At 64.8% G+C, this 25,063-nt stretch carries 23 protein-coding genes; 6 read left to right on the top strand and 17 right to left on the bottom strand.

Annotated features, from left to right (window positions below; all coding sequences use genetic code 11):
- Positions 1–19: 19 nt before the first annotated feature.
- The 11 genes from wecB to CJO11_RS07940 all read right to left on the bottom strand — a co-directional run bounded on the left by wecB (position 20) and on the right by CJO11_RS07940 (position 9,897).
- A complete protein-coding gene (gene wecB / locus CJO11_RS07990; RefSeq protein WP_095012240.1) occupies positions 20–1,144 on the bottom strand; it encodes a non-hydrolyzing UDP-N-acetylglucosamine 2-epimerase in 1,125 nt (374 codons plus the stop codon).
- A 71-nt stretch (positions 1,145–1,215) separates the two neighbouring features.
- Positions 1,216–1,869, bottom strand: coding sequence for a hypothetical protein (locus tag CJO11_RS07985; RefSeq protein ID WP_205651048.1), 654 nt, complete (start codon positions 1,867–1,869; stop codon positions 1,216–1,218).
- Between the two features lie 118 nt (positions 1,870–1,987).
- On the bottom strand, positions 1,988–2,509 hold the full coding sequence (locus CJO11_RS07980; protein WP_095012239.1) for a demethoxyubiquinone hydroxylase family protein: 522 nt from the start codon (positions 2,507–2,509) through the stop codon (positions 1,988–1,990).
- Positions 2,506–2,982, bottom strand: coding sequence for a disulfide bond formation protein B (locus CJO11_RS07975; RefSeq protein WP_095012238.1), 477 nt, complete (start codon positions 2,980–2,982; stop codon positions 2,506–2,508). Before CJO11_RS07975 ends, CJO11_RS07980 begins: the two co-directional genes overlap by 4 nt.
- A gap of 4 nt (positions 2,983–2,986) precedes the next feature.
- Positions 2,987–4,324: a S41 family peptidase gene (locus CJO11_RS07970; protein ID WP_095012237.1), complete on the bottom strand. Its 1,338-nt coding sequence runs from the start codon at positions 4,322–4,324 to the stop codon at positions 2,987–2,989.
- A gap of 87 nt (positions 4,325–4,411) precedes the next feature.
- Positions 4,412–5,659 (bottom strand): murein hydrolase activator EnvC family protein, encoded by a 1,248-nt coding sequence (locus CJO11_RS07965; RefSeq protein WP_240504364.1) that lies wholly within the window; start codon positions 5,657–5,659, stop codon positions 4,412–4,414.
- Positions 5,660–5,665: 6 nt separating this feature from the next.
- Positions 5,666–6,091 carry a 23S rRNA (pseudouridine(1915)-N(3))-methyltransferase RlmH gene (locus CJO11_RS07960; RefSeq protein WP_095012236.1) on the bottom strand — a complete coding sequence of 142 codons (426 nt, stop codon included), beginning with the start codon at positions 6,089–6,091 and terminating at the stop codon, positions 5,666–5,668.
- A 287-nt stretch (positions 6,092–6,378) separates the two neighbouring features.
- Positions 6,379–6,747 (bottom strand): ribosome silencing factor, encoded by a 369-nt coding sequence (rsfS, locus tag CJO11_RS07955; protein ID WP_095013291.1) that lies wholly within the window; start codon positions 6,745–6,747, stop codon positions 6,379–6,381.
- Between the two features lie 123 nt (positions 6,748–6,870).
- Positions 6,871–7,536, bottom strand: a complete 666-nt coding sequence (locus CJO11_RS07950; protein ID WP_095012235.1) for a nicotinate-nucleotide adenylyltransferase — start codon at positions 7,534–7,536, stop codon at positions 6,871–6,873.
- A 3-nt stretch (positions 7,537–7,539) separates the two neighbouring features.
- The gene (locus CJO11_RS07945) at positions 7,540–8,595 is read right to left on the bottom strand and encodes an aldo/keto reductase (RefSeq protein ID WP_095012234.1); all 1,056 of its coding nucleotides are present in this window, start codon (positions 8,593–8,595) and stop codon (positions 7,540–7,542) included.
- A 36-nt stretch (positions 8,596–8,631) separates the two neighbouring features.
- Positions 8,632–9,897: a glutamate-5-semialdehyde dehydrogenase gene (locus CJO11_RS07940; protein WP_420823133.1), complete on the bottom strand. Its 1,266-nt coding sequence runs from the start codon at positions 9,895–9,897 to the stop codon at positions 8,632–8,634.
- A 284-nt stretch (positions 9,898–10,181) separates the two neighbouring features.
- Between CJO11_RS07940 and CJO11_RS07935 the strand changes: the two genes are divergently transcribed.
- Together CJO11_RS07935 and CJO11_RS07930 are read left to right on the top strand one after the other, a co-directional pair.
- On the top strand, positions 10,182–11,297 hold the full coding sequence (locus CJO11_RS07935; protein ID WP_240504363.1) for a peptidoglycan DD-metalloendopeptidase family protein: 1,116 nt from the start codon (positions 10,182–10,184) through the stop codon (positions 11,295–11,297).
- The gene (locus CJO11_RS07930; RefSeq protein WP_205651046.1) at positions 11,290–11,712 is read left to right on the top strand and encodes a bactofilin family protein; all 423 of its coding nucleotides are present in this window, start codon (positions 11,290–11,292) and stop codon (positions 11,710–11,712) included. Before CJO11_RS07935 ends, CJO11_RS07930 begins: the two co-directional genes overlap by 8 nt.
- 6 nt (positions 11,713–11,718) lie before the next feature.
- On the opposite strand, the gene CJO11_RS07925 is transcribed toward CJO11_RS07930, so the two are convergent.
- From CJO11_RS07925 to CJO11_RS07900, 6 genes are all read right to left on the bottom strand, one after another.
- Positions 11,719–13,410 carry a long-chain-fatty-acid--CoA ligase gene (locus CJO11_RS07925; protein WP_095012230.1) on the bottom strand — a complete coding sequence of 564 codons (1,692 nt, stop codon included), beginning with the start codon at positions 13,408–13,410 and terminating at the stop codon, positions 11,719–11,721.
- Between the two features lie 71 nt (positions 13,411–13,481).
- Positions 13,482–14,222 (bottom strand): DUF1013 domain-containing protein, encoded by a 741-nt coding sequence (locus CJO11_RS07920; RefSeq protein WP_095012229.1) that lies wholly within the window; start codon positions 14,220–14,222, stop codon positions 13,482–13,484.
- 90 nt (positions 14,223–14,312) lie between these two features.
- A complete protein-coding gene (locus CJO11_RS07915; protein WP_095012228.1) occupies positions 14,313–15,392 on the bottom strand; it encodes a glycosyltransferase family 4 protein in 1,080 nt (359 codons plus the stop codon).
- Complete coding sequence (locus tag CJO11_RS07910) at positions 15,389–16,300, bottom strand: UDP-2,3-diacylglucosamine diphosphatase (RefSeq protein ID WP_095012227.1); 912 nt, start codon at positions 16,298–16,300, stop codon at positions 15,389–15,391. The genes CJO11_RS07915 and CJO11_RS07910 overlap by 4 nt, the downstream gene beginning before the upstream one ends.
- A 111-nt stretch (positions 16,301–16,411) precedes the next feature.
- Positions 16,412–17,029, bottom strand: coding sequence for a glutathione S-transferase family protein (locus CJO11_RS07905; protein ID WP_095012226.1), 618 nt, complete (start codon positions 17,027–17,029; stop codon positions 16,412–16,414).
- Entirely contained in the window at positions 17,022–18,047 is a 1,026-nt protein-coding gene (locus tag CJO11_RS07900; protein ID WP_240504361.1) for an NAD(P)H-quinone oxidoreductase, read from the bottom strand. The genes CJO11_RS07905 and CJO11_RS07900 overlap by 8 nt, the downstream gene beginning before the upstream one ends.
- Positions 18,048–18,151: 104 nt before the next feature.
- Between CJO11_RS07900 and CJO11_RS07895 the strand changes: the two genes are divergently transcribed.
- The 4 genes from CJO11_RS07895 to CJO11_RS13450 all read left to right on the top strand — a co-directional run bounded on the left by CJO11_RS07895 (position 18,152) and on the right by CJO11_RS13450 (position 25,026).
- On the top strand, positions 18,152–18,355 hold the full coding sequence (locus tag CJO11_RS07895) for a DUF1192 domain-containing protein (protein ID WP_095012225.1): 204 nt from the start codon (positions 18,152–18,154) through the stop codon (positions 18,353–18,355).
- 152 nt (positions 18,356–18,507) lie between these two features.
- On the top strand, positions 18,508–20,892 hold the full coding sequence (gene clpA / locus CJO11_RS07890; RefSeq protein ID WP_095012224.1) for an ATP-dependent Clp protease ATP-binding subunit ClpA: 2,385 nt from the start codon (positions 18,508–18,510) through the stop codon (positions 20,890–20,892).
- Between the two features lie 58 nt (positions 20,893–20,950).
- Entirely contained in the window at positions 20,951–22,690 is a 1,740-nt protein-coding gene (locus tag CJO11_RS07885; protein ID WP_169829160.1) for a M1 family metallopeptidase, read from the top strand.
- A 179-nt stretch (positions 22,691–22,869) separates the two neighbouring features.
- Positions 22,870–25,026: a calcium-binding protein gene (locus CJO11_RS13450; RefSeq protein WP_150124999.1), complete on the top strand. Its 2,157-nt coding sequence runs from the start codon at positions 22,870–22,872 to the stop codon at positions 25,024–25,026.
- Positions 25,027–25,063 lie beyond the last annotated feature (37 nt).

Raw genomic sequence — 25,063 nt, 5'->3', positions numbered from 1 at the left:
GACTTAGCCCGCGCGCCGTTCAGGCGCTCGCGAGCAACTCGACGATCCGCCGGCTGGCGTGCCCATCGCCGAACGGGTTGTGCGCCCGCGCCATCGCTTCGTAAGCCTGAGCATCGTCGAGCAGCCGCTCGGTTTCGCGCACGATGGCATCGGCATCGGTTCCGACGAGCTTTGCGGTGCCAGCAGCAACGCCTTCGGGCCGCTCGGTCGTCTCGCGCATGACCAGCACCGGCTTGCCGAGCGCGGGGGCCTCTTCCTGCACCCCGCCGCTGTCGGTCAACATGATGTCCGCGATCGCCAGCAGGCGGGCGAAGTGCGGGTAGTCGAGCGGTTCGATCAGCGCGATGTTGTCGTATCCCGCCAACCGCTGGTTCATCACCGCGCGGACGTTGGGATTGAGGTGGACCGGGAAGATCACCGCGACATCGTCTCGTGCGGCGAGCCGGGTCACCGCGCTGGCGATCGCTTCCATGCCTTCGCCGAAATTCTCGCGCCGGTGGCTGGTCATGCCGATGATCCGCTTGCCCGCGAACCGCGCTTCGAGTGCGGCAAGCCCCGACGCGAGCTGCGGCTCGCGCTCGATCTTGGCGGTGACCCAGTGGAGCGCGTCGATCACGGTGTTGCCGGTAACGTGGACGGTATCCGCTGCGGCGTTCTCCGCCAGCAGCGCATCGGCGGCAGTCTGCGTCGGGGCCAGGTGCAGCGCGGCGAACGAGCCGACGATCTTGCGGTTCACTTCCTCTGGCCATGGGTGGTAGATATTGCCGCTGCGGAGCCCCGCCTCGACGTGCGCGACCGGGATCTGGCGGTAATAGGCTGCCAGTCCTCCCGCCATCGCCGTGGCGGTATCGCCTTGCACGATCACCCAGTCGGGTTTCTCTTCATCCATCACCTTGCCGAGGCCGAGCAGCAGGTTAGCGGTGAGCGCGTCGAGCGTCTGGTTGGGTTGCATCACCGCAAGGTCGTGGTGCGGGGCGATTTCGGCGATTTGGAGCACCTGGTCGAGCATCCCGCGATGCTGCCCCGACACTGCTACACGCGAGACGAACCGCGGGTCGGCGTCGAGCGCATGGACCAGCGGGAACAGCTTGATCGCCTCGGGACGGGTCCCGAATACTGTGAGAATCTTGCGCGGTGCGGTCATGCCTCGCGCATTAACCACGAATGCTTAAATTAGCCTATGCGGCCCGGCGCCTTTTTGCGGCCGGTCCCGGTTCATTCACCCGGTGGCTTGGCCAGCGGGGGCACGTCGGCGGTCTTGCGTTCGCCGTTGTCCTGCGAAGGATCGCTGGCCGGCTGGCCCTTTTCGCCGGGTGCGGTGGCGTCGCGCTCCTTCTTGAGCCGGTCCATGTATTCCTTCTCGATCTGCTCGACCCGCGCCTGTTCGGCGGCGGCATCCGCATCGATCGTCGACAGACGCTCCTGCCGGGCCTTGTCGATCAATTCGCTGAACTTGACGTCGCTGCCGTTGCGCTTGGCGGCATAGGCGGCGTTGACCAGCGCCTGGGTGCAGCCGGTGAACCCGCCCGCGCCGATAGGCGAACACGACATTGCGCCGAACTTGCCGACGGTCTCGAGCTGTTCGACCCGCCGCGTCCACGAAGTATTTTCCGGACTGTCCGATCCGCGCAGCGGCTGTGGGATGCGATAACGGTCGCCTTCAGGCCGCCTTGCGCAGACGGTGATTTCGGCTTCGGTCGACTGCGGACATTTGTCCTGGCCGTAGATGATGACCATGTTGACGGAGCCTTCGTCGGGCGTTCCGGCTGGAGTGCCTGCTGGCGAAGTGGCGTCCTGCGCTGCTGCGGGGAGCGCCCACAGCGCCGATGCGGCGAGGAGAGGGAGCGCAAGCAATCGGATCGTGGTCATCGGTATTCCCCTTCGGCCGTTTCGGCGGCCAGCCATTGCGTTGGCCCTGCAAAGATCACAGGGCGACTGAACCGGTTGTGAAGCGCCCCCCCCGACCCCTGGGCAGCGCCTTCCTGAACTAGATACGCTCGGCCAGCCGGATCGCAAGTCGGCATCCGAGCCGGATCGCGCCGGACAGTACAGGATAGGCCGGGGCCTGCTCTGCCCCGCGCTCCAATGCGGTGTCGCGATGCTCGCGTTCGTCGTCACGGAACTCGGCGATTATTTCGGCAAGTTCCGGATCGCTGCCATCGGCCTCGAGCTCGTCGAGCTGCGCGGAGTAGTGCCGGTCGATCTCGATCTCGATAGCGGCGGTGCACGCCATTGCCGCTTTGGGGCCGATCAGCGCGGTCCCGGCACCCAGCGCGAACCCTGCAACCGACCAAAACGGCTGGAGCAGCGTCGGGCGCACTCCGCGCTGTGCCATCAGCGCGTCGAATCGCGCGCGGTGGCCTTCTTCCTGCGCAGCCATCGCGGAAATTTCGCCGGAATCGGGTCCGCGATCGCCCATTACCGCCAGCTGCCCGGCATAGATCCGGGTCGCACCGAATTCCCCGGCCTGATCGACCCGGATCATCCGATCGGTATCGGGCCTGGTCATGCCGTCTTCTTCTTCAGGCCGAGCAGCCAGAATGCCAGCGCACCGCCGAATGTGGAGATCAGGAAATTGTAGCCCGCCAACGAGATGCCGAACAGGCTCCATTGTACTTCGTCGCAGCGGATCATTGGCGCATTCATGATTGAATCGAGCGGGTTGCCGCCACCGATTGCCGCCGCGGTGCACGCCGTCTCACCAGCCCACCAGCCGTATTCGACGCCGGCGTGGTAGGCGCCGATCAGGCCTGACGCGATGATCGAGCCTGCTGCCAGCGCAACCCACACGCGCCGTGGGGGCGCGACGAACGACAGCAGCGCGAGGCCCAACGCGATGAAGTGCGGGTAGCGCTGCCACCAGCACATCTCGCACGGGTAGAGCCCGAACACGTATTGCCCGATGTAGGCACCGCCCAGCAATGCTGCCGGAATCAGCAATACCAGGGCCTGTGCCCGGCTTTCACGCGAACTTGCGATCATTCGTTCAGTCCTTGCTCGCGATCGCGCCCGGGCGCGTCCGGCGCAGGGTGTCGAGCGCGTAGGTCAGCTGGAAATCGTCGATCCCCTTGGCCTTAAGTTCTGATGCAGTCTGCTGGAAGCGCGGATCGGCCTTCTTGTCCTGCTCGAGATCCTTGTCCTTCAGCGCCGCTTCGTTGACCAGGTGGCCGCGCAGGTCGGATTCGCGCAATGACATTTTCTCGCGCTTGGCCATGTCCGGATCGGACAGCTGCGGCACGACTACGTCGGGTTCGATCCCGCCTTCCTGCACCGAATGGCCCGACGGAGTGTAGTATCGCGCAGTCGTCAGCTTGAGCGCGGCGTCCTTGCCCAGCGGTAGCAGGGTTTGCACGCTGCCCTTGCCGAAGCTGCGCTCGCCCATGATCATAGCGCGGTGGTGATCCTGCAGCGCGCCGGCGACGATTTCGCTGGCCGAAGCCGAGCCTTCGTCGATCAGCACGATCAGCGGGACGCCCTGCGCCATGTCGCCGCGATAGACCGTTTCGGCATCATAAGTGACCGATTCGCCCGGCGCGCGACCGCGCTGCGAGACGATCACGCCGTTCGAAATGAACAGGTCGGACAATGCAACGGCCTCGTCGAGTGCGCCGCCGGGATTGCGCCGCAGGTCGAGCACCAGCCCATTGAGGCGACCCTTGGCCTGGCCCTTCATCTTCTCGTAGGCGGTGTAGACGTCCTTGCCGACATCGCGCGAGAACTCGTTGACCGAGATGTAGCCGATGTTGCCCGGCTCGAGCTTGGAAGTTACCGGCTCGAGCTCGATCACGCCGCGGGTCACCGTGACGTCGAACGGCTCGTCGCTGCCCGGGCGATAGATCGTCAGATTGATCTTGCTGCCGGTCGGCCCGCGCATTTCGGCGACTGCGTCGTCGAGGCTTCCGCCGTAGATCAGCTTGCCGTTGAGGTGCGTGATGTAGTCGCCCGCCTTGATCCCCGCCTTGTCGGCCGGGCTGCCCTTGAACGGCGAAACCACCTTGACTGCGCCATCGTCCATCACGACCGAAAGCCCGAGGCCCGAATAGTTGCCGTCGATCATTGTTTCGAGCCGCTGCAGATCGGACCCGTCGAGGTAGGCCGAATGCGGATCGAGGCTGGCGAGCATCCCATCGATCGCGCCGCGCACCAGTTTCTGGTCGGATACCGGGTCGACGTAGCTCGCCTTGATCCGGTTGTAGACCGCGAACAGCTTCGCGAATTCGGGACTCACGCGGCTGTCGACTTCGGCAAATCCCGCAGTCGTCGCCGGGATCAGGGCGACCGCGGTAACCAACGCGGCAGAGCGGACGATTGCGGCAAATTTCATATGCAATAGCGTTCCCAACGGGTGATCGAGCGCCTTGTTATCGCGCCACAGGCCTTAATGCCAGATGAGGATCGCAATACACCGGCGCTAGCGAAGATACGCGAGCGGATTGACCGGTGTACCATCCTTGCGCAGTTCGAAGGTCACTACCGGATGCCCGGCCCCTGCGACTCCCAACGGCGCGCCGCCGACCAATTGGTCGCCGACCGACACATCGACCCGCGCAAGTCCGGTTACCAGGCTGGTGAAGCCGCCGTCGCTCTCGATGATTACGATCCGGTCGAATCCGCGATACGGCCCAGCGAAGGCCACCCGCCCGGCTGCAGGAGCGACCACTTGCGCCCCATCGACCGGGGAGAGCGAGATGCCGTTGGCGCGCAGCCCGTCTGCGCCCTCTTCGCCAAACCCGGTCACGGTGCGGCCGATAACCGGAAGCTGGAACTGCATCGCCCGCGGAACGGCGCTTGTGGTGTCCGCCGCTTCGGACGGTTCGACCAACGGAGCGGCTCCAGACTCCGACGGGCGCATGATCGGCCCCGGCAGCGCCGCCAGCTGTTGGCGCAGCGCGCCAGCTTCGCCGAGCTGGCTGACCAGCGCATCGAGATCGCGGGCGGTTTCAGACAGCGCCAGCGCGCGTTCGGCTTCGCGCGCCGCGTCGCCGCTCGCCTTGCGCGAAGCGAGCCGCTGACGCGATTCGAGCGCGGCAAGCTGCTTGCGCCGGGTATCGAGAGTAGATTGGTTCGCTTTGAGCGCGGCGAGCGCTTGCCCGGCTTCGGCGGCAATCCGCTCGCGCCGGGCGATTTCGCCGCGCAGTGCAGCGGTGCGTTTGCGGACTTCGGGGATCGTGGTTTCGAGCACCGCGCGCAAATACACCGTGTCGCGCAGCGAGCCGGGCTTGAGGACCGCGAACACCAGCGGGCGCAGTGACATTTTTTGCAGCGCGCCAGTGAGGCGCACCAGCGGCTCGCGCCGCTCGCTCAGCTGTTTGTCGAGCATGGCGCGTTCGCGGTCGGCTATGGCGATCCGGGCCTTGGCGGCGGAAATTCCCGCTTCGGCTTGCTGGATTCGGGCGGCAAGCGCAGCGGCTTCCTGCTGGGTGCGGGAGGCTGCGGCCTTGGCGGTCTTTGCTGTGCGTTCGAGCTTCTCGGCGCGGGCGGCTGCGGCAAGCTGGTCGGCTTGGGCCTTCGCCAATGCGGAGCGTGTCTCGCTGACCGAGGTATAGGTTTGCGGCGCGCGCTGGGCCAAGGCGCTCGATGCCAGCCAGCCGCTGAGCGCGAGCAATCCGATGACAAGGCTGGCGATGATCCGGCGCGGCGACATGGCAGGCGGCCTCATGCCCGATTATCCGCTGCGGTGGTAGGGGTGCCCGGCAAGGATGCTGGTCGCGCGGTAAAGCTGTTCCATCAGCATCGCCCGGGCAAGCAGGTGCGGCCAGGTCAGCTTGCCGAAACTGAGCAACAGGTCGGCCTCGGCTCGCTCATCGTCGGAATGCCCGTCGGCAGCGCCCAGCACGAAGCGGATCTCGCGCACACCGTCATCGCGCCACCGCCCGAGGATTTCAGCGAATGCTTCGGAATCAACTCCCTTGCCGCGCTCGTCGAGCAGTACTGTGCGGCACGGTGTGAGAGGCTCCCCCACCTTGCCGCCCGCCTCCGGCAGTTCGGTCAGTTTGACCGGCCACGCCAACCGCTTCAAGTAGCGCGCGACGAGGTCCGCCTCGGGCGAACGGGCGATCTTTCCGCGGGCGATGACGTGGAGAAGAGGCATCTTTTTAGCGCCCTCAATCGCCGGGCGCGGGCCATCCGGCCCGCTTGGCTTTCGGCCTGGCCGGCCGACGCGCGTTCGCGCTTGCGGGCTTGCTGGTCGCAAGCCCGGAACACCGCCAGTCAGTAAATGCGCGTTTGATCACAGCGTTTGGGTTGCTCCAGTTCGATCGGCGAAGCGTCGATCGCAAGGCCGAACGGCCGCCCGCAGGTGCCCCGCAGCCCGGGTTTGGCCCGGGCGGAGGGAATAGCACCGAGGACGCCGGCCCGGATGGGTCGGCGGAAATTAGACTACGCGCTTCCCGCCGCTGCGGCCTTGTCGTCGCCGAAGCCCCACATCCGCTCGAGGTTGTAGAAGCTGCGCACTTCCGGGCGGAACAGGTGGACCACCACATCGCCGGCGTCGATCAGGACCCAATCCGCGGTTGGCAGCCCTTCGACGCGGGCGTTTCCGAAGCCTTCCTGCTTGATCTTCTCGGCGAGTTTCTGGGCCATCGCCGCGACCTGGCGGGTCGAGCGGCCCGATGCGATCACCATGTGATCGGCGATGCTCGATTTGCCGGCCAGCGGGATCGAAACGATCTCCTGTGCCTGGTCGTCGTCGAGCTGGGTGAGGACCAGCCGGTGCAGCCGGTCGGCCGGAGTGTCAGTGCTGGGCATGGCCCCCCGGGATTTGTCGGCAGCAGCCGACAGCGATTGCGCCTGATGCATAGGCGGTGGACAAGCTCCTTTGATGATGGGCGAAAGACACGGTTTCACCGGCAACGTGCTCGTTGGCGCGCATCATCTGGGCGGACTGTCCTCCGCACTGACAATTCGGTGAGTGATCGCATCGCGTGGAGCGGCAGTGGCGTAGTGCGCAGCCCAGTCCGGCTCATCCCGGCGGATCGCCGTGGCGGAGGTGGGATCGGGATCGAAACGCAACATTACCAGGGCCGGTACTCTCCATTCGCCCGCTGTCTTGAAGCTGGATGCAGGCACCCGGAAGCGCCGCAGCCAGGCCATCGCGGGGCTCGCGAGGGCAGCGCCATCATAACCGGGCCGGGCGATGACCGCAATCGGCAAGGTGCGCGCGATGTCGCGCCAGCCTTTCCACCGGTCGAATTGCGCGAGGTTGTCCGCCCCCATCATCCACACGAAGTGCCTCTTGGGATAGCGCTGGCACAGCGCCCGCACGGTCTCAATCGTGTAGCGGGTGCCGAATTCGCGCTCGATTGCTGTGGCCCGAATTGGCGCGCGCCGGGCAATCGCTTGCGCCGCTTTCAGGCGCGCATTGAGCGGTGCCATGCCCTTAGCGGGTTTGAGCGGATTGCCGGGCGAGACCAGCCACCAGACTTCGTCGAGCCCGAGAGCGCGAGCTGCGAACAGGCTGATCCGCCGGTGCCCGGCGTGCGCCGGATTGAAACTGCCGCCGAGCAGGCCGACGCGCGGACCGGCACCTCTTGCCATGCGTTATTTGGGCTCCCGCCGAGGCGATACGCGTTCGTCGCGATAGCCGCCCTGCATCGCGAACATCCACCCGGGGTATTCGCGCGGCAGCCTGCTCGCCTTGTCGAGTTCGGCCAGTTCGGCGGCGGTCAGTTCGACATCGCAGGCACCGATGTTGTCGGCCAGCTGCTCGGACTTTTTCGCACCGACGATCACTGTCGATACCGCCGGCTGGTAGAGCAGCCACGCGAGCGCGACTTGCGCTACGCTGGCGCCCTTGCTCTCTCCGATCCGCTTCATCACGTCGATCACGTCGTAAGCGCGGTCTTTGTCGACCGGCGGAAAATCGAAGCTCGCGCGGCGCCCTTCGCCCTGGTTGCTGCCATCGTCGCCGCGGGTGTATTTGCCGGAGAGCAGTCCCCCGGCGAGCGGGCTCCACACCATCAGCCCCACGCCTTCATTCTGCAGCATCGGCACGATCTCGCGTTCGAGGTCGCGCCCGGCCACGGTGTAATAGGCCTGGAGCGAAGCGAAGCTGGCGAGGCCCAAACGTTCGGACATGCCCAATGCCTTCATGATCTGCCACGCGGCCCAGTTGGAAACGCCGATGTAACGCGCCCGACCCGAACGCACGATGTCGTCGAGTGCACGCAGCGCCTCTTCCATAGGGGTCTGCCGGTCCCACCCGTGGATTTGGTAGAGGTCGACATGGTCGAGCCCGAGCCGGTCGAGGCTCGCATCGATCTGGTCCATCAGGTGATAGCGGCTGGTGCCGGAATCGTTCGGCCCATCGCCCATCGGGCCCATCGCCTTGGTCGCGATGACCACATCCGAACGCTTGACGCCGAGATCCTTGAGGGCCTGGCCCAGTAACCGTTCCGACTGGCCGCGCGAATAGACGTTGGCGGTGTCGATGAAGTTTATCCCGGCGTCGAGCGCCTGCTTGACCATCGCCGTGCTGGCCGCCTGGTCGAGCCCGGCGACAGCGGCGAATCGGCCCGGATCGGTCCCGAAGGTCATCGCTCCAAGGCACAGTTCGGAAACGATCAGCCCGCTCGAGCCGAGGCGGTTGTAACGCATAGTGAAATCTCCTCGTCGCTCCCCCGCAGCGGTCAACTAGGGGCGCGCCTGCCCGGTTCCCCGCACCAGCCATTTGTAGGTGGTGAGGCCTTCGAGCGCGACCGGCCCGCGCGCGTGAAGCCGCCCGGTGGCAATGCCGATCTCCGCGCCCAGCCCGAACTCGCCGCCGTCGGCGTACTGGGTGGAGGCGTTGAGCATCACGATCGCCGAATCGACTTCGTTGAGGAAGCGCTCGGCAGCGGCAGTATCTTCGGTCACGATCGCATCGGTATGGTGCGATCCATGCGCGGCGATGTGGTCGATCGCGGCATCGAGATCGTCGACGATCGCCACCGACAGGATCGCGTCGAGATACTCGGTGTCCCAGTCCTCGGCGCTTGCCGGCTTGATACGCGGGTCGAGCTGCTGCGCGCGGGCATCGCCACGCAGTTCGCATCCGGTTTCGAGCAGGTCGCTGACCACGCCAGCCGCATCGGCGAAGTCGGCGTCGATCAGCAAGGTTTCCATCGCACCGCAAATGCCGGTGCGGCGCATCTTGGCGTTGACCGCCAGCGCGCGGGCCTTGGCCGGGTCGGCGGCGGAATGGACGTAGGTGTGGCACAGCCCATCGAGGTGCGCGAGCACGGGCACGCGCGCATCGGCCTGCACCCGCGCGACCAGGCCCTTGCCGCCGCGCGGCACGATCATGTCGATCATTCCGGCGGCCTTGAGCATCGCGCCGACCGCGGCGCGGTCCTGTGTCGGCATCAGCTGGATGGCAGCAGCGGGCACCCCGGCACTTTCGAGGCCGCGCGCGAGGGCGGCGGCGATCGCTCGGTTCGAATGAACCGCTTCGCTGCCCCCACGCAGTAGCGCTGCATTGCCGCTCCTGAGGCAGAGGGCAGCGGCATCGGCGGTTACGTTGGGGCGCGATTCGTAGATGATCCCGATCAGCCCGATCGGGATCCGCACGCGTTCGAGCACGAGCCCGTTGGGGCGCTCTGTCCGCGAGATCACTTCGCCCACCGGGCTCGGCAGGTCCGCGACCGCATCGACTGCGTCGGCAACCCCGGCGAGACGCGCTGCATCGAGCTTCAACCGGTCGAGCATCGCCGGGCTCAACCCGGCCTGCTCGCCAGCCGCCAGGTCGCGCGCGTTCGCGGCCAGGATCTCCGCCTCATCCTCGCGGATTGCCGCAGCTGCAGCGTGCAACGCGGCAGCGCGCGCATCGTCATCCATCCGCGCCAGTTCCGCCTGTGCCGCACGCCCTGCAAGCGCCAGGTCCGCAACCAGCGTTTCGGGATCCTTGGTTGTCGTGGTCATGTCCATGATTGATGCCTCTAGCAGGCGGCGCGCGGCGAGTCAGCGGGGCCTTTGCACGATCGCAAAAATGGCCTCGCGCAACGTCGATTCACCGAGAGTAAAATTAATTCCATGTTAGGGAAACGATTCATCGCAGGACTCGCTCGACTCGCCCTGAATCACGAGGCCGGATTCGCTTCGGTAAGAACCCTCTGCTAGCGACCTCGGCCAACCAAACAGACGGAAGACGGGGGTCGTTTTCGATGCAATTTGCCGCCGGCGGAAAACTTGACCGCCTGCGCGCCATGTTCCCGGACCGCGAATTCTTCATGCGGTCGCAGGGGCAGGTCCGCTTTATCAAGGTATCTTCGCGCATCCAGATGGTCGCCGCCGCGCTGGTCGTCGGGGCGCTGCTGGTGTGGGGTGTGACGCTCGCCGGGATGGCGTGGAGCCAATACCGCGCCCAGGCCGATCGCGCATCGTTGCTCGACCGCGAAGCGCGGGTCGCCACCGCGCAGGAGCGGGTCGATGCGTATCGCGACAACATCAAGTCCGTCGAGAGCGACCTCAAGCGTCGCCAGACTTTCCTCGAGGAAATGGTCGATTCGCTGCCGGCCGACGTGAAGACGAAGGGTGATACGGTTACCGATTCGAGCAGCGAAGCGGCCAAGACCGTTTCCAAGGTCAGCGCATCGATCCCCGAAGCCGGGGCTCTCGCGCGGATCGAAGCGCGGCAACTCGCGTTCGTCGAACGCCTGACCCGTTATGCCGACATGCGCGCCAACCGCGCGGCCGATGCGATCCGCAAGCTCGGGCTCGACCCGAAGGCGATGGTCCGGGCCGAACAGCACATGGCGATGGGTGGTCCGCTTGAGGCGCTTTCGACCAGCAGCGACGGATCGATCGACCCCCGCTTCGAACGCTTGGGTCTCAGCCTCGCGCGGATGGAAGCGCTCGAGCGCGGACTTCAGGGCATTCCGCAGGTGCTTCCGGCGTCGGTCGAGATGGTTACTTCCAGCTACGGCGTGCGGCGCGATCCATTCACCGGGCGCCCGGCATTCCATCCCGGTCTCGACTTCCGCGGTCCGCGCGGTGCGCCGATCTATGCCGCCGCAAAGGGCAAGGTCATTTTCGTCGGCCAGATTCGCGGCTATGGCAACATCGTCGAGATCAGCCACGGCAACGGTCTCGTCACCCGCTATGCCCATATGTCGAAGTTCCACGCGCACGTCGGCGAACGGGTCAAGGCGGGCGAAGTGATCGGTGCGATCGGCAGCACCGGCCGCTCGACCGGCCCGCACCTGCATTTCGAAGTGCGCATCAACGGGCGTGCGGTCAATCCGCGCCCATTCCTGGAGACGGCTCCCGATGTTCTCAAAGAAGCCCGCCGCAACGATACCGGAGAACCTACAAATGGCTAAGCTACCTTCCGGCGGATCGACCTTTTCGGTGATCGGCAGCGACGTCACCATCAAGGGCGATATCTCGGCCAGTGCCGACCTGCATCTCGACGGCCGGATCGAAGGCGATATCGCCTGCGCCAGCCTCGTGCAGGGCGAGAGCAGCCACGTGCAAGGCGCGATCGAGGCCGAAAGTGCCCGCATCGGCGGCACCGTGACGGGATCGATCACCGCGCGCGAACTGGTCGTGCTGCAGACCGCGAAGATCGAAGGCGACGTGTACTACGACACGCTGACGATCGAGCAGGGTGCGACGGTCGAGGGGCGTTTCGCCCATCGCGTGCCCGGCAAGGTCTCGACGGCAGCACCGGCTGCAACGCCCGCCACCCCGAAGGTCGGCGGCGATGACGAGCCCAAACTGCACCTCGCCGGCTGATTCCGGCTAGCGTCCCAGCACTTCGGCCTTGAGGGCCTTGCGGTCGAGCTTGCCGATCATCGTCTTCGGCAGGCTGTCGCGCACGTCCACGCCGGTGACCCGCTCGTGCTTGCCGACGCGGGCGTTGAGCCAGTTGGCGAGCTCCTTGCCGGTGGCGGATGCGCCGGGAACGAGCGTGACATAGGCGTGCGGCATTTCGCCGTGATAGGCATCGGGCAGGCCGAGCACGAGCGCTTCCTTTACCTCCGGGTTCTGCAGCAGGACTTCCTCGACCTGGCTCGGGAACACCTTGAAGCCGCCGACCGCGATCATGTCCTTGATCCGGTCGACGATGCGGATGAACCCGCCGTCCTCGATCACTGCGACGTCGCCGGTGCGCAGCCAGCGCTCGCCTTCGATTTCGGCAAAGGCGTCCTTCGCCGCGTCGGGCCGGTTCCAGTAGCCTTGCATCACTTGCGGCCCGTTGACCGCCAGTTCACCCGGTTCGCCATCGGGCGCGAGCCGCGATGGATCTTCCTTGTCGAGCAGCACCACCCGGGTACGCGGGATCACCTGGCCGATCGTGCCCGGCTTGCGCTTGCCTTCGTACGGATTGACCGAGACCACGCCGGAGCTTTCGGTCAGGCCGTATCCCTCGACCAGTCGCGCGCCAGATGCGGCTTCGAACTTCTCGCGCACGGGAGCGGGGAGTGGGGCCCCGCCAGAGATGCATACCTTGAGCGACGAGAAATCGGTCTTGCCCATGCGCGGATGGTCGAGCAGCGCCTGGTACATCGTCGGCACCCCGGGGAACGAAGTCGCCTGCACCCGTTCGAGTGTCTTGAGCGCCTGTCCCGCATCAAAGCGCGGCAGCATCGCGATGCACCCGCGATTGGCGACCGTGCGGTTGAGCACCGCAGTGTTGGCGAAGACATGGAACAGCGGCAGGACGCCCATAATCACGTCGCGCCCTTCGAACGGGTCGATCGCGTCGACCTGTAACGCATTGGTCGCCAAGTTGGCGTGACTCAGCATCGCTCCCTTGGGCCGCCCGGTGGTGCCGCCGGTGTATTGCAGCAGCGCGAGGTCATCGGGAGCGATCGCGGGCATGTCGCCACTGCCGATCCCGAGGCTGTCTTCCCATGCGATGAGGTCGGAGCGCTGCGGCACCTTGGCGAGGCTCTTGCGCCCCAGTACGCTCAGCGCGATCCGCTTCGCCCATGGCAGCATCGCGCCGAGGCGGCCGACCACCAGCGTTTCAAGGTCCGAATTGTCGAGCACATCGAGCGCGGTCGGCAAGAGGCTCGCGACATCGACCGTCACTAGCATCCGCGTGCCCGAATCGGCGACCTGCGCGCTCAGTTCTTCCGTCGTATAGAGCGGGGAAAAGTTGACCACTGTCGCCCCGGCCATCATCGCGCCGTAGTAGGCCGAGAGATAGATCGGCACGTTGGGCAGGAACAGCCCGACCCGGTGACCCTTGCCGATCCCGCGCGCAGCCAGCCCCCCAGCGAAGCGCAACGCTTCGGTGTGGATCGCAGCGTATGAATAAGTCCGACCCATGAAATCGACCGCCGGGGCTTGCGGGCTTGCCGCTGCCGCGCGGGCGAGCAGGTCGGGAACGGTCAGTGCTGGAAAGTCTTCATCCCACGGGCGCGGGTGGCAGTAATCATCCGCTGCCGGGTGATCGGCGTATCCGTGCGGCCCACTGACATCCATGTCAGCAGGATGCGCGCAAATACCTGCTCATTCAAGGAAAACCGGGGCCTGCATGGCGGGCCCGGTAGAGATCAGGCGTCGCTGTCGCTCGCGTCTGCTGGAGCAGCCGGAGCTTCTTCGCCCGCTTCGGCAGCACGGCGCGCTTCGAGCCAGGCTTCGGCTTCGGCTTCCTGTGCGGCCTCGACCGCGGCTTTGGCAGCGGCGACCCGTTCGGCCTTCAGCTCGGAGATTAGCGCGTCCTTGTCGCTGCCGAGCCGTTCGTCGGAGGCTACCTCGTCGGTGATCCCGGCCTTCTTCGCGGCCTTGGCGACGACTGCGTCGAGCTCGCGCTGCGAACACAGGCCCAGCGTCACCGGGTCCTTCGCGACGATGTTCTGGATGTTCCAGTGGCTGCGCTCGCGGATCGCGGTGATGGTGTTGCGGGTGGTGCCGATCAGCTTGGAAATCTGCGCGTCGGTCACTTCCGGGTGGTTGCGCAGGATCCAGGCGATGCCGTCCGGCTTGTCCTGCCGCTTTGACACCGGGGTGTAGCGCGGGCCCTTGGTGCGGCTGACCGCGAGCGGCGCCTTGTGCATCTTGAGCGCGTACTTCGGATCGGCCTGACCCTTCTCGATCTCTTCCTGGGTCAGCTCGCCGGCATGCACCGGGTCGCGTCCGGTATACTTCGCGCCCGCCAGGTCGTCGGCCATCGCCTGGACCTCGAGGATGTGGATACCGCAGAATTCGGCGATCTGTTCGAACGAGAGGCCGGTGTTGTCGACCAGCCAGGTGGCGGTCGCGTGGGGCATCAGCGGGGTGGGTTGGTCGGCCATGATAAACGTCCTGAAAATGTAAAGGGCCGCCCCTCGCGGAGCGGCCGTTGCCGGGACGATTTAGGCGATGCGATGCCGTTCGGCAAGCGCTTAGACGGCCGCGAGCACTTCTCCCGAGGCAACCAGCCCCGCACGGAACTGGTCGGTTGCCGCTTCCCAGCTGTATCCCGCGCCGACCCGGGCGCAGTCCGCGCGCGAGCAGGTCAGCGCCCCGGCTATCGCACGCTCGAGCGATCCGGACAGCGCGCCGCAGTGCGCCGTCACGATGTCGAGCGGCCCCGCGACCGGATATGCGGCCACCGGGGTCCCGCAGGCGAGCGCTTCGACTATAACCAGTCCGAAGGTGTCGGTCTTGCTGGGAAATACGAACACGTCCGCCCCGGCGTAGCATCCCGCAAGCTCGCGTCCGCTGCGCCGCCCGAGGAACCGCGTTTCGGGGAACCGCAGCCGCAAGTCGGCCATTGCCGGCCCGTCGCCCACCACGACCTTGGTGCCCGGCGTATCGAGTGCGAGGAACGCTTCGAGGTTCTTCTCCACCGCGACCCGGCCGACGTAGAGCTGGATTGGCCTTGGCAGGTCGGCGAATTCGGGCGGCACCGGCGCATCGGGGCTGAAGCAGTCGAGGTCGACCCCGCGGCTCCAGTGGTGCAGCCGGGTGAGGCCCTGCGTGCGCAATTCGCCGCGGATCGATTCGGTCGCTACCATGATCCTCCGCGCGGGTGCGTGAAACCAGCGGATGTAGCGCCAGAAGTATCGCGCCGGGATGCCTGTCCGGCGTGAAACGTATTCAGGGAATTGGGTGTGATAGGCGGTTGTGAACGGCACGCCGTGCTTTACGCAGAACCGCCGCGCGGCCAGTCCCAGCGGCCCTTCGGTAGCGATATGCACTGCATCGGGCGCGAGTTTCGCAAGCCGCCGCCCGATCGCGCCGGGGATTGCCAGAGCCAGCCGAATCTCCGGGTAGGTCGGGCAAGGGACCGAGCGATACTGGTCGGGCGAGATCACCGTGACTTGGTGACCCCATTCCTCCAGCATCGCGCAGGTCGTGGTCAGCGTGCGGACCACTCCGTTCACCTGCGGCAGCCACGCGTCGGTCACCACTGCTATCCGGTGCGGGACGCACAGCGGTTCGGCCTCGATTGGAATCATCCGGGCGGCGGCGACGTTCATGCCGCAGCCCTCGGGCTGTCGCTGTCGGGCCCGCTACGTTCGGCCTCGCGGCGAGCGATCTCGTCGGGCCAATGGAGGATTTCCATCTGCCCGTCGAAGTGTTCGACCAGCGCGTTGCAACCTTCGACCCAGTCGCCGTCGTTCCAGTACTCGATGGACCGACCGTCATGGGCGAACTCGCGGAATTCGGCGGTATGGATATGCCCGCAGACCACTCCGTCGACCCCGCGCTCGGCGGCAGCTCGGGCAACGATTTCCTCGTACTTGGAGATGAATTCGACCGCATTCTTGACCTTGTGCTTGGCCATCTTGCTCAATGACCAATAGGGCAGGTCTAGCTTGCGCCGGACCGCGTTGACCCAGCGATTGAGCGTCATCGCCAGGTGGTAAAGCGCGTCGCCCACGAACGCGAGCCAGCGGTGGGCGAGCATCACTGCGTCGAACTCGTCGCCGTGAAGCACCATCAGCCGCCGACCGTCGGCGGTGGTGTGGAATGCCGCGCGCTGGATCTCTACCCCGCCGAAATGCATCCCCGAAAACTGGCGCACCATCTCGTCGTGGTTGCCGGGGATATAGACGATCCGGGTGCCGCGCTTGGCGCGCTTGAGCACCCGCCAAACGATGTCGTTGTGCGCGTCGGGCCAGTAGACCTTCTTTTTCAGGCGCCAGCCGTCGATGATGTCGCCGACGAGGTACATCGTCTCGCTGTCGGTATGGTCGAGGAAGTCGATCAGCAGCTCGGCGTTGCAGCCTTTGGTGCCCAGGTGAACGTCGCTGATCCAGATCGTGCGATAGCGCTTGCGCTCGATCGCTTCCGGCTCGGGCACCTTGGGCGCGCGCGGCCTGAAATCGGCGATGTTCGAAAGATCTGCGAGATCGCTTGCCGGGGCGAATGGCTCGGTCGTCATGCGCGCGGGGCTCCTGCAGCAAATGTCCCTTGCTGGTCAGGCGGATGCCACGCGAATGTTACGCCATCGAATCAGTCCGGTTACGGACGTGAGAAATTCGTCCGGCCCGTGTCATTCCATTGTCACGAACCCGGGGAGCGCCCTGATGCGCTTTATCCATGCCATCACGTTGGCGCGATCGTCGAGCCGGAATGCACCTTCCTCAGCGACATGGGTATAGGCGAACAGCACGATATCGGCGAGCGTGACGCTGTCGCCGACGAACCATTCGCGCCCTTCCAGGTGCCTGTCCATCAGCGCCAGTGCGTCCTCGCCCGCGATCCGCTTGGCGATGATCTGCGCGCGTTGCTGCTCGGACAAGTGCGCTTCGCCGACGAAGCGGAGCCAGAAGCGCAGCGTCGCGATGTTGGGCTCGTGGTTGTACTGCTCGAAGAACATCCAGCGCAGCATGTCGGCGCGGTCCCAACGGTCCCCGGGGATCAACGCGCTGTCTTCGGCGAGATACCAGCACGCCGCGTTGCTTTCGGGCAGGAACCGATCGCCCACCTGCAGCACCGGAATGCGCCCGTTGGCGTTGACCTGGGCGAGGAATTCGGGGGTCCGCGTCTCGCCCTTCATAATGTCGTATTTCTTGCACTCGAGCGGCAGGCCGAGCAGCGCGGCAGTCAGGCGGATCTTGTAGCAGTTGCCGCTACGCGGATCCTCGTGGAGGGTCAGCGCCTCATCCACCGCCGACCTCGAGCACGATCTTGCCGATGTGGTCGCCCGCTTCCATCCGGGCGTGGGCGGCGGATACTTCGGAGAGCGGGAAGGTTTCGTCCATCACCGGGCGCAAGGTTCCGTCGGCGAACAGCGGCCAGGCGTTTTGCGCAATCTCGTCGGCCAGCAGCGCCTTGAATTCGTCGGTTCGCGGGCGGAGCGTCGAACCTGTCAGGCACAGCCGCTTGGCCATGACCTTGGCCATGTTAATCTCCGCCTGCAGCCCGCCGAGCACAGCGATGGTGACGTGGCGGCCGTCGGGCGCAAGGCAATCGATATTGCGCGAAACGTAGCTGCCCGAAACCATATCGAGCACAACGTTCACCCCTTTGCCGTCGGTCAGATCCTTGACCGCTTCGACGAAATCCTGCGCCTTGTAGTCGATCGCGTGGTCGGCCCCGACAGCAAGCGCGGCGGCGCATTTTTCGGGCGATCCGCAAGTCGTGATGACGGTCAGGTCAAACGCCTTGCCGAGCATGATCGCCATCGTGCCGATGCCGCTGGTGCCGCCGTGGACCAGCAGCGTGTCACCTTCCTTCGCCCAGCCGCGGTCGAACACGTTGTACCACACCGTGAACAGAGTTTCGGGGAGCGCCGCTGCCTCCTTGAGCGAAAGCGCGCTCGACACCGGCAGGCAATGGCCTGCATGAGCGAGGCAATATTCGGCATAGCCACCGCCGGAAACCAGAGCGCAGACCTCTGCGCCCATCATTTCGCGCGGCACGTCATCGCCCACCGCGACGACCGTGCCCGAAACCTCCAGCCCCGGGATCGGCGATGCGCCGGGTGGCGGGGGATAGAAGCCCTGCCGCTGGATCACGTCGGGCCGGTTGACCCCGGCGTAGGCGACTTTCAGCAGCACTTTCCCCGGGCCGGGCTGCGGCACGTCGATCGTCTCCGCACGGAATACCTCCGGCCCGCCGGGGTCGTCGAACCCCATCGCGGTCATAGTCCGGGGGATGGTCATCACTGCGGAGGCTTCAACCATGTCTGTCCCTGTTGCATCGAGGATACATGCGCGGCTCGCCTGTGCGGATAGCCGTGCGGCCCATTGACAGCAAGCATGCTGCATTGCGAAGAAACCGATCAGACATGGACGACGACGATCGGCCGCGCCCACGGGGCGATGCAGCGAGCCTTCTCGCAGCCGAAGATCTTTCGCCTTATTCGCAGGACGAGCTTAGCGAGCGCATCGCACTGCTCGAAGCCGAGATTGGACGGGTCAGGGCGCATCGCGACAAAGCCGCCGCGCATCGCAGCGCGGCCGATGCGTTGTTCGGAAAGCCCACGTCATGAACCGGCGTGCCTCGCAATCCTGCCGGGCAACCCCATATTCGGTTCAACTCCCCGTTCGGCCATCGCGTTCAGTTCGTAAAACCCGCGTTAACCATGATGGCTCATATTCTCCCTTGAACGAATAGTCGTTCCTACTCACGAAAGTACGTCGCATGCCCAGTTTCGCCCAGAGCCTCGAGAGGACCCTTCACTCCGCGATCGACGCTGCCCGCGAGCGGCGTCACGAATACGCGACGCTGGAGCATCTCCTGCTGGCGCTGATCGACGACGAGGACGCCGCAGCGGTGATGGCTGCATGCGGAGTGGACTTGGCCGAACTCGGCGACGTGGTTCGCCGCTATCTCGACGAGGAATGCCGCCAGATCGAAGTCGGCGAATCGAGCGAACCGCAGCCCACCGCGGGCTTCCAGCGGGTGATCCAGCGCGCGATCCTCCACGTCCAGTCGAGCGGCAAGGACACTGTGACTGGTGCCAACGTGCTCGTCGCGCTGTTTTCCGAGCGAGACAGCTACGCAGTCTATTTCCTGCAACAGCAGGACATGAGCCGCCTCGATGCGGTCAGCTATATCAGCCACGGCATCGGCAAGGGCGGGCGCGAGGTCAGCAACAAGCCGCCGCAAGGCTCCGAGGAATCGGGCCAGGCGGAGGAAAAGAGCACCGAAGGCAGTTCCAAGAAGGAAACCGCGCTCGACCAGTTCACCGTCAACCTCAACGCCAAGGCGCAGGCAGGCAAGGTCGATCCGCTGATCGGCCGCGGGCCGGAGGTCGACCGGACGATCCAGATCCTCTGCCGCCGGAGCAAGAACAACCCGCTCTATGTCGGCGATCCAGGCGTCGGCAAGACCGCCATCGCCGAGGGGCTCGCGCGCAAGATCGTTGAAGGCGACGTCCCAGATGTCCTGCTCGAAGCGGTGATTTATTCGCTCGACATGGGGGCGTTGCTGGCGGGCACGCGCTATCGCGGCGATTTCGAGGAACGCCTGAAGCAGGTCGTCTCCGAACTCGAAAAGATGCCCCATGCGATCCTGTTCATCGACGAGATCCACACGGTGATCGGTGCTGGCGCGACAAGTGGCGGGGCGATGGATGCTTCGAACCTGCTCAAGCCCGCGCTTAGCGGCGGAACGATCCGCTGCGTCGGCTCGACCACTTACAAGGAATTCCGCAACCACTTCGAAAAGGATCGCGCATTGCTGCGCCGGTTCCAGAAGATCGACGTCAACGAACCGACCGTCGAGGACACCATCAAGATCCTCAAGGGCCTGCGTTCGGCGTTCGAGGATCACCACGGGGTGAAGTACACGCCCGACGCGATCAAGACCGCGGTCGAGCTCAGCGCGCGCTACATCAACGACCGCAAGCTGCCCGACAAGGCGATCGACGTGATCGACGAAGTCGGCGCGATGCAGATGCTGGTCCCGCCCAGCCGCCGCAAGAAGAAGATCACCGCCAAGGAAATCGAAGCGGTGATCGCGACGATGGCGCGGATTCCGCCCAAGTCGGTCAGCAAGGACGACAAGAAGGCGCTCGAGCACCTGGAGCGCGACCTCAAACAGGTCGTCTATGGTCAGGACGCGGCGGTCCACAAGCTGTCGACCGCGATGAAGCTCAGCCGTGCGGGTCTGCGCGATCCGGACAAGCCGATCGGCAGTTTCCTGTTTTCGGGCCCGACCGGTGTCGGCAAGACCGAGGTTGCTCGCCAGCTCGCCAGCATCATGGGCATCCCGCTCCAGCGTTTCGACATGAGCGAATACATGGAGCGGCACTCGGTCAGCCGCCTGATCGGCGCGCCTCCGGGCTACGTCGGATACGACCAGGGCGGATTGCTGACCGATGCGATCGACCAGCAGCCGCATTGCGTTCTTCTGCTCGACGAGATCGAGAAAGCGCACCCCGACCTGTTCAACATCCTGCTGCAGGTGATGGATAACGGCCGCCTGACCGACCACCACGGCAAGACGGTCGATTTCCGCAACGTGGTGCTGATCATGACCACCAATGCCGGGGCGAGCGACATGGCGCGCCAGGGCATCGGCTTCGGCGATGTCAGCAAGGAAGACGCGGGCGACGAGGCGGTGAAGAAGATGTTCACCCCGGAATTCCGCAACCGCCTCGATGCGATCGTGCCGTTCACCTACCTCGGCAAGGAAACCGTGGCGCGGGTGGTCGACAAGTTCATCATCCAGCTCGAACTGCAGCTGGCCGAGCAGAACGTCCACATCCAGTTCGATAGCGACGCGCGCAGCTGGCTGGCCGATCGCGGCTATGACAAGCTCTACGGTGCGCGCCCGATGGCGCGGTTGCTGCAGGAACGGATCAAGCAGCCGCTCGCCGAAGAACTGCTGTTCGGCCAGCTGGCCGGTGGCGGCGAGGTCCACGTCAGCATCAAGGACGGCAAGCCCGCCTTCGAGCTGACCCCGGCTCCGCCGAAGGCCCGCCCCAAGCGCAAGCCGCGCAAGGTTGCGGCAACCCGCAAGAAGGCCGATCCGAAGTCTGGCGCCAAGGCCAGCGACAGCAAGGATGACAGCGACAGCTGATCGTGCCATCCTCGCTCGTATGAGGATTACAACGATAATTGCCGGAGGCAGCCTGCTATTGGCTGCCTCTGCTGCATTTGCTGCTGAACGCCCCGACGCCGACCTGCCGTCGCGCACGTCCGAGAGTGGCGCTCCACTTGACGCGACCCAGCAGGCGATGGACTTGCCGCACCTGCTTTTGGCGGTCGATGTCGACCCGCAGGCCAAGACGATCAGCGCGGTAGCCGACTATACCATTCGCGCCGCCAGCCCGTTGGCCAAGTTCGAGTTCGATCTCGACCCCCGCCTGGCCATTTCGCAAGTAACAGTGGACGGTGTCGTGCTGCCGGCAGCCAGTTGGTCGAGCAAGGAAGGCCTCGTTTCGATCGACCTGCCGAAGTCGCTCGCTACTGGCGAGACCGCCAAGGTTGCGATCAGCTATGGCGGGACGCCGCGGGTTGCCCCGCGCCCGCCGTGGATCGGCGGCTTTACCTGGGCCAAGACCGAGCAGGGCAAGCCGTGGATTTCCACCACCGACCAGCTCGAGGGGTGCGACCTGTGGTGGCTGTGCCTCGACAACCCCTCCAAGCGCGTCGACACCCTCGACCTGGCGGTGACTGTCCCGGAAGGGCTGGTCGATGCTTCGAACGGGCTGCTGCTCGGATCCGAGACCGCCAACGGCAAGACGACCTGGCGGTGGCGAGCGCGCAAACCCAACAACTACGGCATCTCGCTGCAGATCGGACCCTACGAGCTGGCGGAGGCCGACTACCAAAGCCGCTTCGGCAACACCCTGCCGGTGCGCTTCTGGTACCTGCCCGGGCACAAGGCAGGCGCCGAGCGGCTGGTGCGCGAGATGGAAACCTATCTCGATTTCTTCGAGAGCACGATCGGCCCCTATCCGTGGAGCAACGAGAAAGTCGGCATCGTCGAGACCCCGCACAAGGGGATGGAGCACCAGACGATCAATGCCTACGGCAACAAGTATGAGCTGGCGCCGGAGGGTTACGACCAGCTGATGCAGCACGAATTCAGCCACGAATGGTTCGCCAACCAGCTGAGCAACAAGACGACCGCCGATATGTGGTTGCAGGAAGGGCTCGGCACTTACATGCAGCCGCTCTATCTTGGCTGGAAAGACGGACCTGCGGCCTACACCGCGATGATGTGGCAGCTGCGCAAGGGCATCAGGTCGAAGGTGCCGCTGGCGCCCCGGGAATTCGTTTCGAGCAATCTTTACGAAGATCGCGAAGCGGGCTGGGGTGGGGATATTTACACCAAAGGCGCGTGGGTGGCGCACACGCTACGCCACCTGATCGGCGACAAGGCGTTCTTCACATCGATCCGGCGGCTGGTTTACGGTCGTGCCGATCCGCGCCCGGGGAATTTCGACCTCCAGGTCGCCAGCACCGCCGATTTCCGCAAGATCGTCGAGCAGGAGACAGGGCGCGACCTGGGTTGGTTCTTCGATGCCTATTTCCGCACTGCTGCTTTGCCACGGCTCGAGGCGACGCGCACCGGCAAGACATTGTCGCTCGATTGGAAGACAGAATCCAAGTTACCGTTTGCTATGCCGGTCGAAGTCGAGGTCGGCGACAAGACCCTGACTGTGTCGATGGCGAACGGGCACGGTTCGCTCGAATTGCCCTCCGCGGACAGCCACGTGATCCTCGATCCGAACGCCAAGGTACTGCGCTATGATCCGGCGATCGCTGCCTGGCAGGTGCAGGAGGACGCCAAACGCAAGGCCAAGGAGGCTGCGGCAAAAAAGAAGGCTGCTGCCGCAAAGGACGTGAACGGCCAGCCCGGAACGAATTGAGCGGCCCTCTTTCGAACTGGAGCTGCAAAACTCAATTCCGGTTCAATTTATCATTGCATCTCGCGGCCATGCGCCCATAGTCCGGTGCATCAAACAAGCGCGAAGGAATTGGCCGATCAGAGCCAAGCCGGGTCGCGCTTCGCGCTGTTCTCAGTTTTGTGGTGGGGAGAATAGCGACCATGGCACTTGTTTTTACCGGCGATCCTGCTGACGGGACTGCAGACGACGATTTCATTCTCGTTCGCAGTTCGCAGAACCAGAACGGCAATGGCGGCAATGACGTCGTCCTTGGCGACATGGGGTATTTCTATTCGACTTGGGGGACGTCACAGGGCAGCGCCTTGAACATTGACAACAACCTCGTGTGGACCGCTTCGGAAAATCCGCTGTTCGGGGACGACAGTCTTCCGCACGAAACCAACTACGTTTCCGCCGCCGCTGGCCAGACCTATTGGGCCAGTGTTGCTGTTGGTGCGGGCGAGACGATCACGATCGATGTCGACTCGTGGTACCAGGCCCTGGCGGGGACCGATACGGTCGTCACACTCTACGATACCGACGGCACGACCGTCTTGGCCTCGAACGACAACGCGAACGCGAGCCTCGGCGGGCTTGGCAGCATTTCGAATCTCGATTCGTATCTGAGCTATACGGTCGGCGGAGGAGGCACCTATTACATCCAGGTCAGCGAGGCCGATACGGGCGATGGCGGTGTGTTTGACGGTGGCGAGCAATTTCTCGTCAACGTCACCGTCACCAATCACGCGGATAGCGCAGAAACCTTTGCGCAAGATTCCGAGACTGCGTCACACGGGAACGACGGCAACGACCTGCTTATGGGAGCCAGCGGTGACGACAACCTGTTCGGCGGCGCGGGCGACGACACGCTCGATGGCGGCACCGGGAACGACACGCTCGATGGCGGGGACGGCAATGACACATTGTACGGACGCGATGGCGGGGACAGCCTGTTGGGCGGGACTGGCGACGACACGCTGAATGGCGGAGCCGGGGCCGATACCATCGATGGCGGCGACGGGTTCGACATTGTCGACTATTCCGACAATGCCAGCGCCGTTCAGGTCTTTCTTGCCTCGCAGTCGGCTTCAGGCGGTGATGCCGATGGCGATGTACTGAGCTCGATCGAAGGCGTGATCGGCACTGCGCAGGCCGACACGCTATTCGGCGACGATGGACACAACTACATCGAAGGCGGCGCGGGCAAGGATATTGTTTATGCCGGTGGTGGCGATGACGAAATCGTCCACATAACCGGTGGCGACTTGATCTATGCAGGGTCTGGCAACGATACGATCAAAACTTATGCGAATGGTGCGGACATCTATGGGGAAGACGGCAACGACACCGTAGTTATCGTCGGCCCCTGGTACACGACCTCGGATGGCGGCGCTGGCATCGACACGATCGACATGACAGATCTGCAAGCACCGGTGGATCTCGACATGCGAACTGGCGTCACACAATACGGCACCGGCTTCATGCACGAGAACTTCGAGAACTATATTGGCAACATCTATGTTGACAACATCATAGGAACGCCCGGGAGCAATGTCATCCAAGTCTCCGGCGGCGATGACACAGTGGACGGTCTCGGCGGTGCAGACACGATCGACGGCGGGGACGGCAACGACAGTCTCACCGGCGGCGGCGGCAACGACACCATTACCGGCGGAGCGGGCATCGATACCGTTACAGCCGGTGCGGGTAATGACTACGTCGATGGCGGCGCCGATAACGATACGCTCAACGGCAACGGCGGCTCCGACGAGATTCACGGCGGTATCGGAGACGACACCATCAATGGTGGGCTCGGACTTGACGTGCTCTATGGCGAGGCGGGCAACGATACGCTGAACGGGCAGGACGCAGCCGACTCGATCTATGGCGGGGCCGGCAACGACACCATGCTCGGCGGGACCGGCCAGGACGTGCTCGACGGCCAGGGTGGTGACGATATCATCAATGGCGGGCGCGATCGCGATATCATGACGGGGGGCGCCGGCTCGGATACATTCGTGTTCAACGTCAACGATTTCGCGGGCCTGCGGACCACCGCCGATTATATCACCGACTTCCAGCAGGGTCTCGACTTGATCGACCTGTCGCTGATCGACGCGAGCACGGTGGTGGCGGGCAACAACGCCTTCTCCTTCATCGGCGCCAGCGCGTTCAGCGGTACGTCGGGCGAGTTGCACTATGTGCAGGTTGGCGGCGAGACCTATGTCGAGGGTGATCGCGACGGCGACGGCTCGGCGGATTTCGCGATCCATCTTGCCGGGCTGGTCAACCTTCAGGCAGCGGACTTCGTCCTCTAGGCTGGGGTTTTAGCGGCAACGGGTGCCGGACGATCCA

Origin of the sequence: Tsuneonella mangrovi (assembly GCF_002269345.1) — a bacterium.
Lineage (GTDB): Bacteria > Pseudomonadota > Alphaproteobacteria > Sphingomonadales > Sphingomonadaceae > Tsuneonella > Tsuneonella mangrovi.
The sequence above is the reverse complement of the archived record's forward strand: the minus strand, read 5'-3'. Positions and strand labels throughout refer to the sequence as shown.

Excerpts from the sequence above, each read along its gene's own strand:
- CJO11_RS07980 (WP_095012239.1), bottom strand. The coding sequence starts at position 2,509 with ATGACCAGGCCCGATACCGATCGGATGATCCGGGTCGATCAGGCCGGG.
- CJO11_RS07970 (WP_095012237.1), bottom strand. The coding sequence starts at position 4,324 with ATGAAATTTGCCGCAATCGTCCGCTCTGCCGCGTTGGTTACCGCGGTC.
- CJO11_RS07940 (WP_420823133.1), bottom strand. The coding sequence starts at position 9,897 with ATGACCACGACAACCAAGGATCCCGAAACGCTGGTTGCGGACCTGGCG.
- CJO11_RS07960 (WP_095012236.1), bottom strand. The coding sequence starts at position 6,091 with ATGCCTCTTCTCCACGTCATCGCCCGCGGAAAGATCGCCCGTTCGCCC.
- wecB (WP_095012240.1), bottom strand. The coding sequence starts at position 1,144 with ATGACCGCACCGCGCAAGATTCTCACAGTATTCGGGACCCGTCCCGAG.
- CJO11_RS07900 (WP_240504361.1), bottom strand. The coding sequence starts at position 18,047 with ATGGTTGAAGCCTCCGCAGTGATGACCATCCCCCGGACTATGACCGCG.
- CJO11_RS13450 (WP_150124999.1), top strand. The coding sequence starts at position 22,870 with ATGGCACTTGTTTTTACCGGCGATCCTGCTGACGGGACTGCAGACGAC.
- CJO11_RS07985 (WP_205651048.1), bottom strand. The coding sequence starts at position 1,869 with ATGACCACGATCCGATTGCTTGCGCTCCCTCTCCTCGCCGCATCGGCG.
- CJO11_RS07965 (WP_240504364.1), bottom strand. The coding sequence starts at position 5,659 with ATGAGGCCGCCTGCCATGTCGCCGCGCCGGATCATCGCCAGCCTTGTC.
- CJO11_RS07920 (WP_095012229.1), bottom strand. The coding sequence starts at position 14,222 with ATGGCCGACCAACCCACCCCGCTGATGCCCCACGCGACCGCCACCTGG.
- CJO11_RS07945 (WP_095012234.1), bottom strand. The coding sequence starts at position 8,595 with ATGCGTTACAACCGCCTCGGCTCGAGCGGGCTGATCGTTTCCGAACTG.
- CJO11_RS07930 (WP_205651046.1), top strand. The coding sequence starts at position 11,290 with ATGGCTAAGCTACCTTCCGGCGGATCGACCTTTTCGGTGATCGGCAGC.
- CJO11_RS07925 (WP_095012230.1), bottom strand. The coding sequence starts at position 13,410 with ATGGATGTCAGTGGGCCGCACGGATACGCCGATCACCCGGCAGCGGAT.
- CJO11_RS07950 (WP_095012235.1), bottom strand. The coding sequence starts at position 7,536 with ATGGCAAGAGGTGCCGGTCCGCGCGTCGGCCTGCTCGGCGGCAGTTTC.
- rsfS (WP_095013291.1), bottom strand. The coding sequence starts at position 6,747 with ATGCCCAGCACTGACACTCCGGCCGACCGGCTGCACCGGCTGGTCCTC.
- CJO11_RS07975 (WP_095012238.1), bottom strand. The coding sequence starts at position 2,982 with ATGATCGCAAGTTCGCGTGAAAGCCGGGCACAGGCCCTGGTATTGCTG.
- CJO11_RS07895 (WP_095012225.1), top strand. The coding sequence starts at position 18,152 with ATGGACGACGACGATCGGCCGCGCCCACGGGGCGATGCAGCGAGCCTT.
- clpA (WP_095012224.1), top strand. The coding sequence starts at position 18,508 with ATGCCCAGTTTCGCCCAGAGCCTCGAGAGGACCCTTCACTCCGCGATC.
- CJO11_RS07915 (WP_095012228.1), bottom strand. The coding sequence starts at position 15,392 with ATGAACGTCGCCGCCGCCCGGATGATTCCAATCGAGGCCGAACCGCTG.
- CJO11_RS07910 (WP_095012227.1), bottom strand. The coding sequence starts at position 16,300 with ATGACGACCGAGCCATTCGCCCCGGCAAGCGATCTCGCAGATCTTTCG.
- CJO11_RS07935 (WP_240504363.1), top strand. The coding sequence starts at position 10,182 with ATGTTCCCGGACCGCGAATTCTTCATGCGGTCGCAGGGGCAGGTCCGC.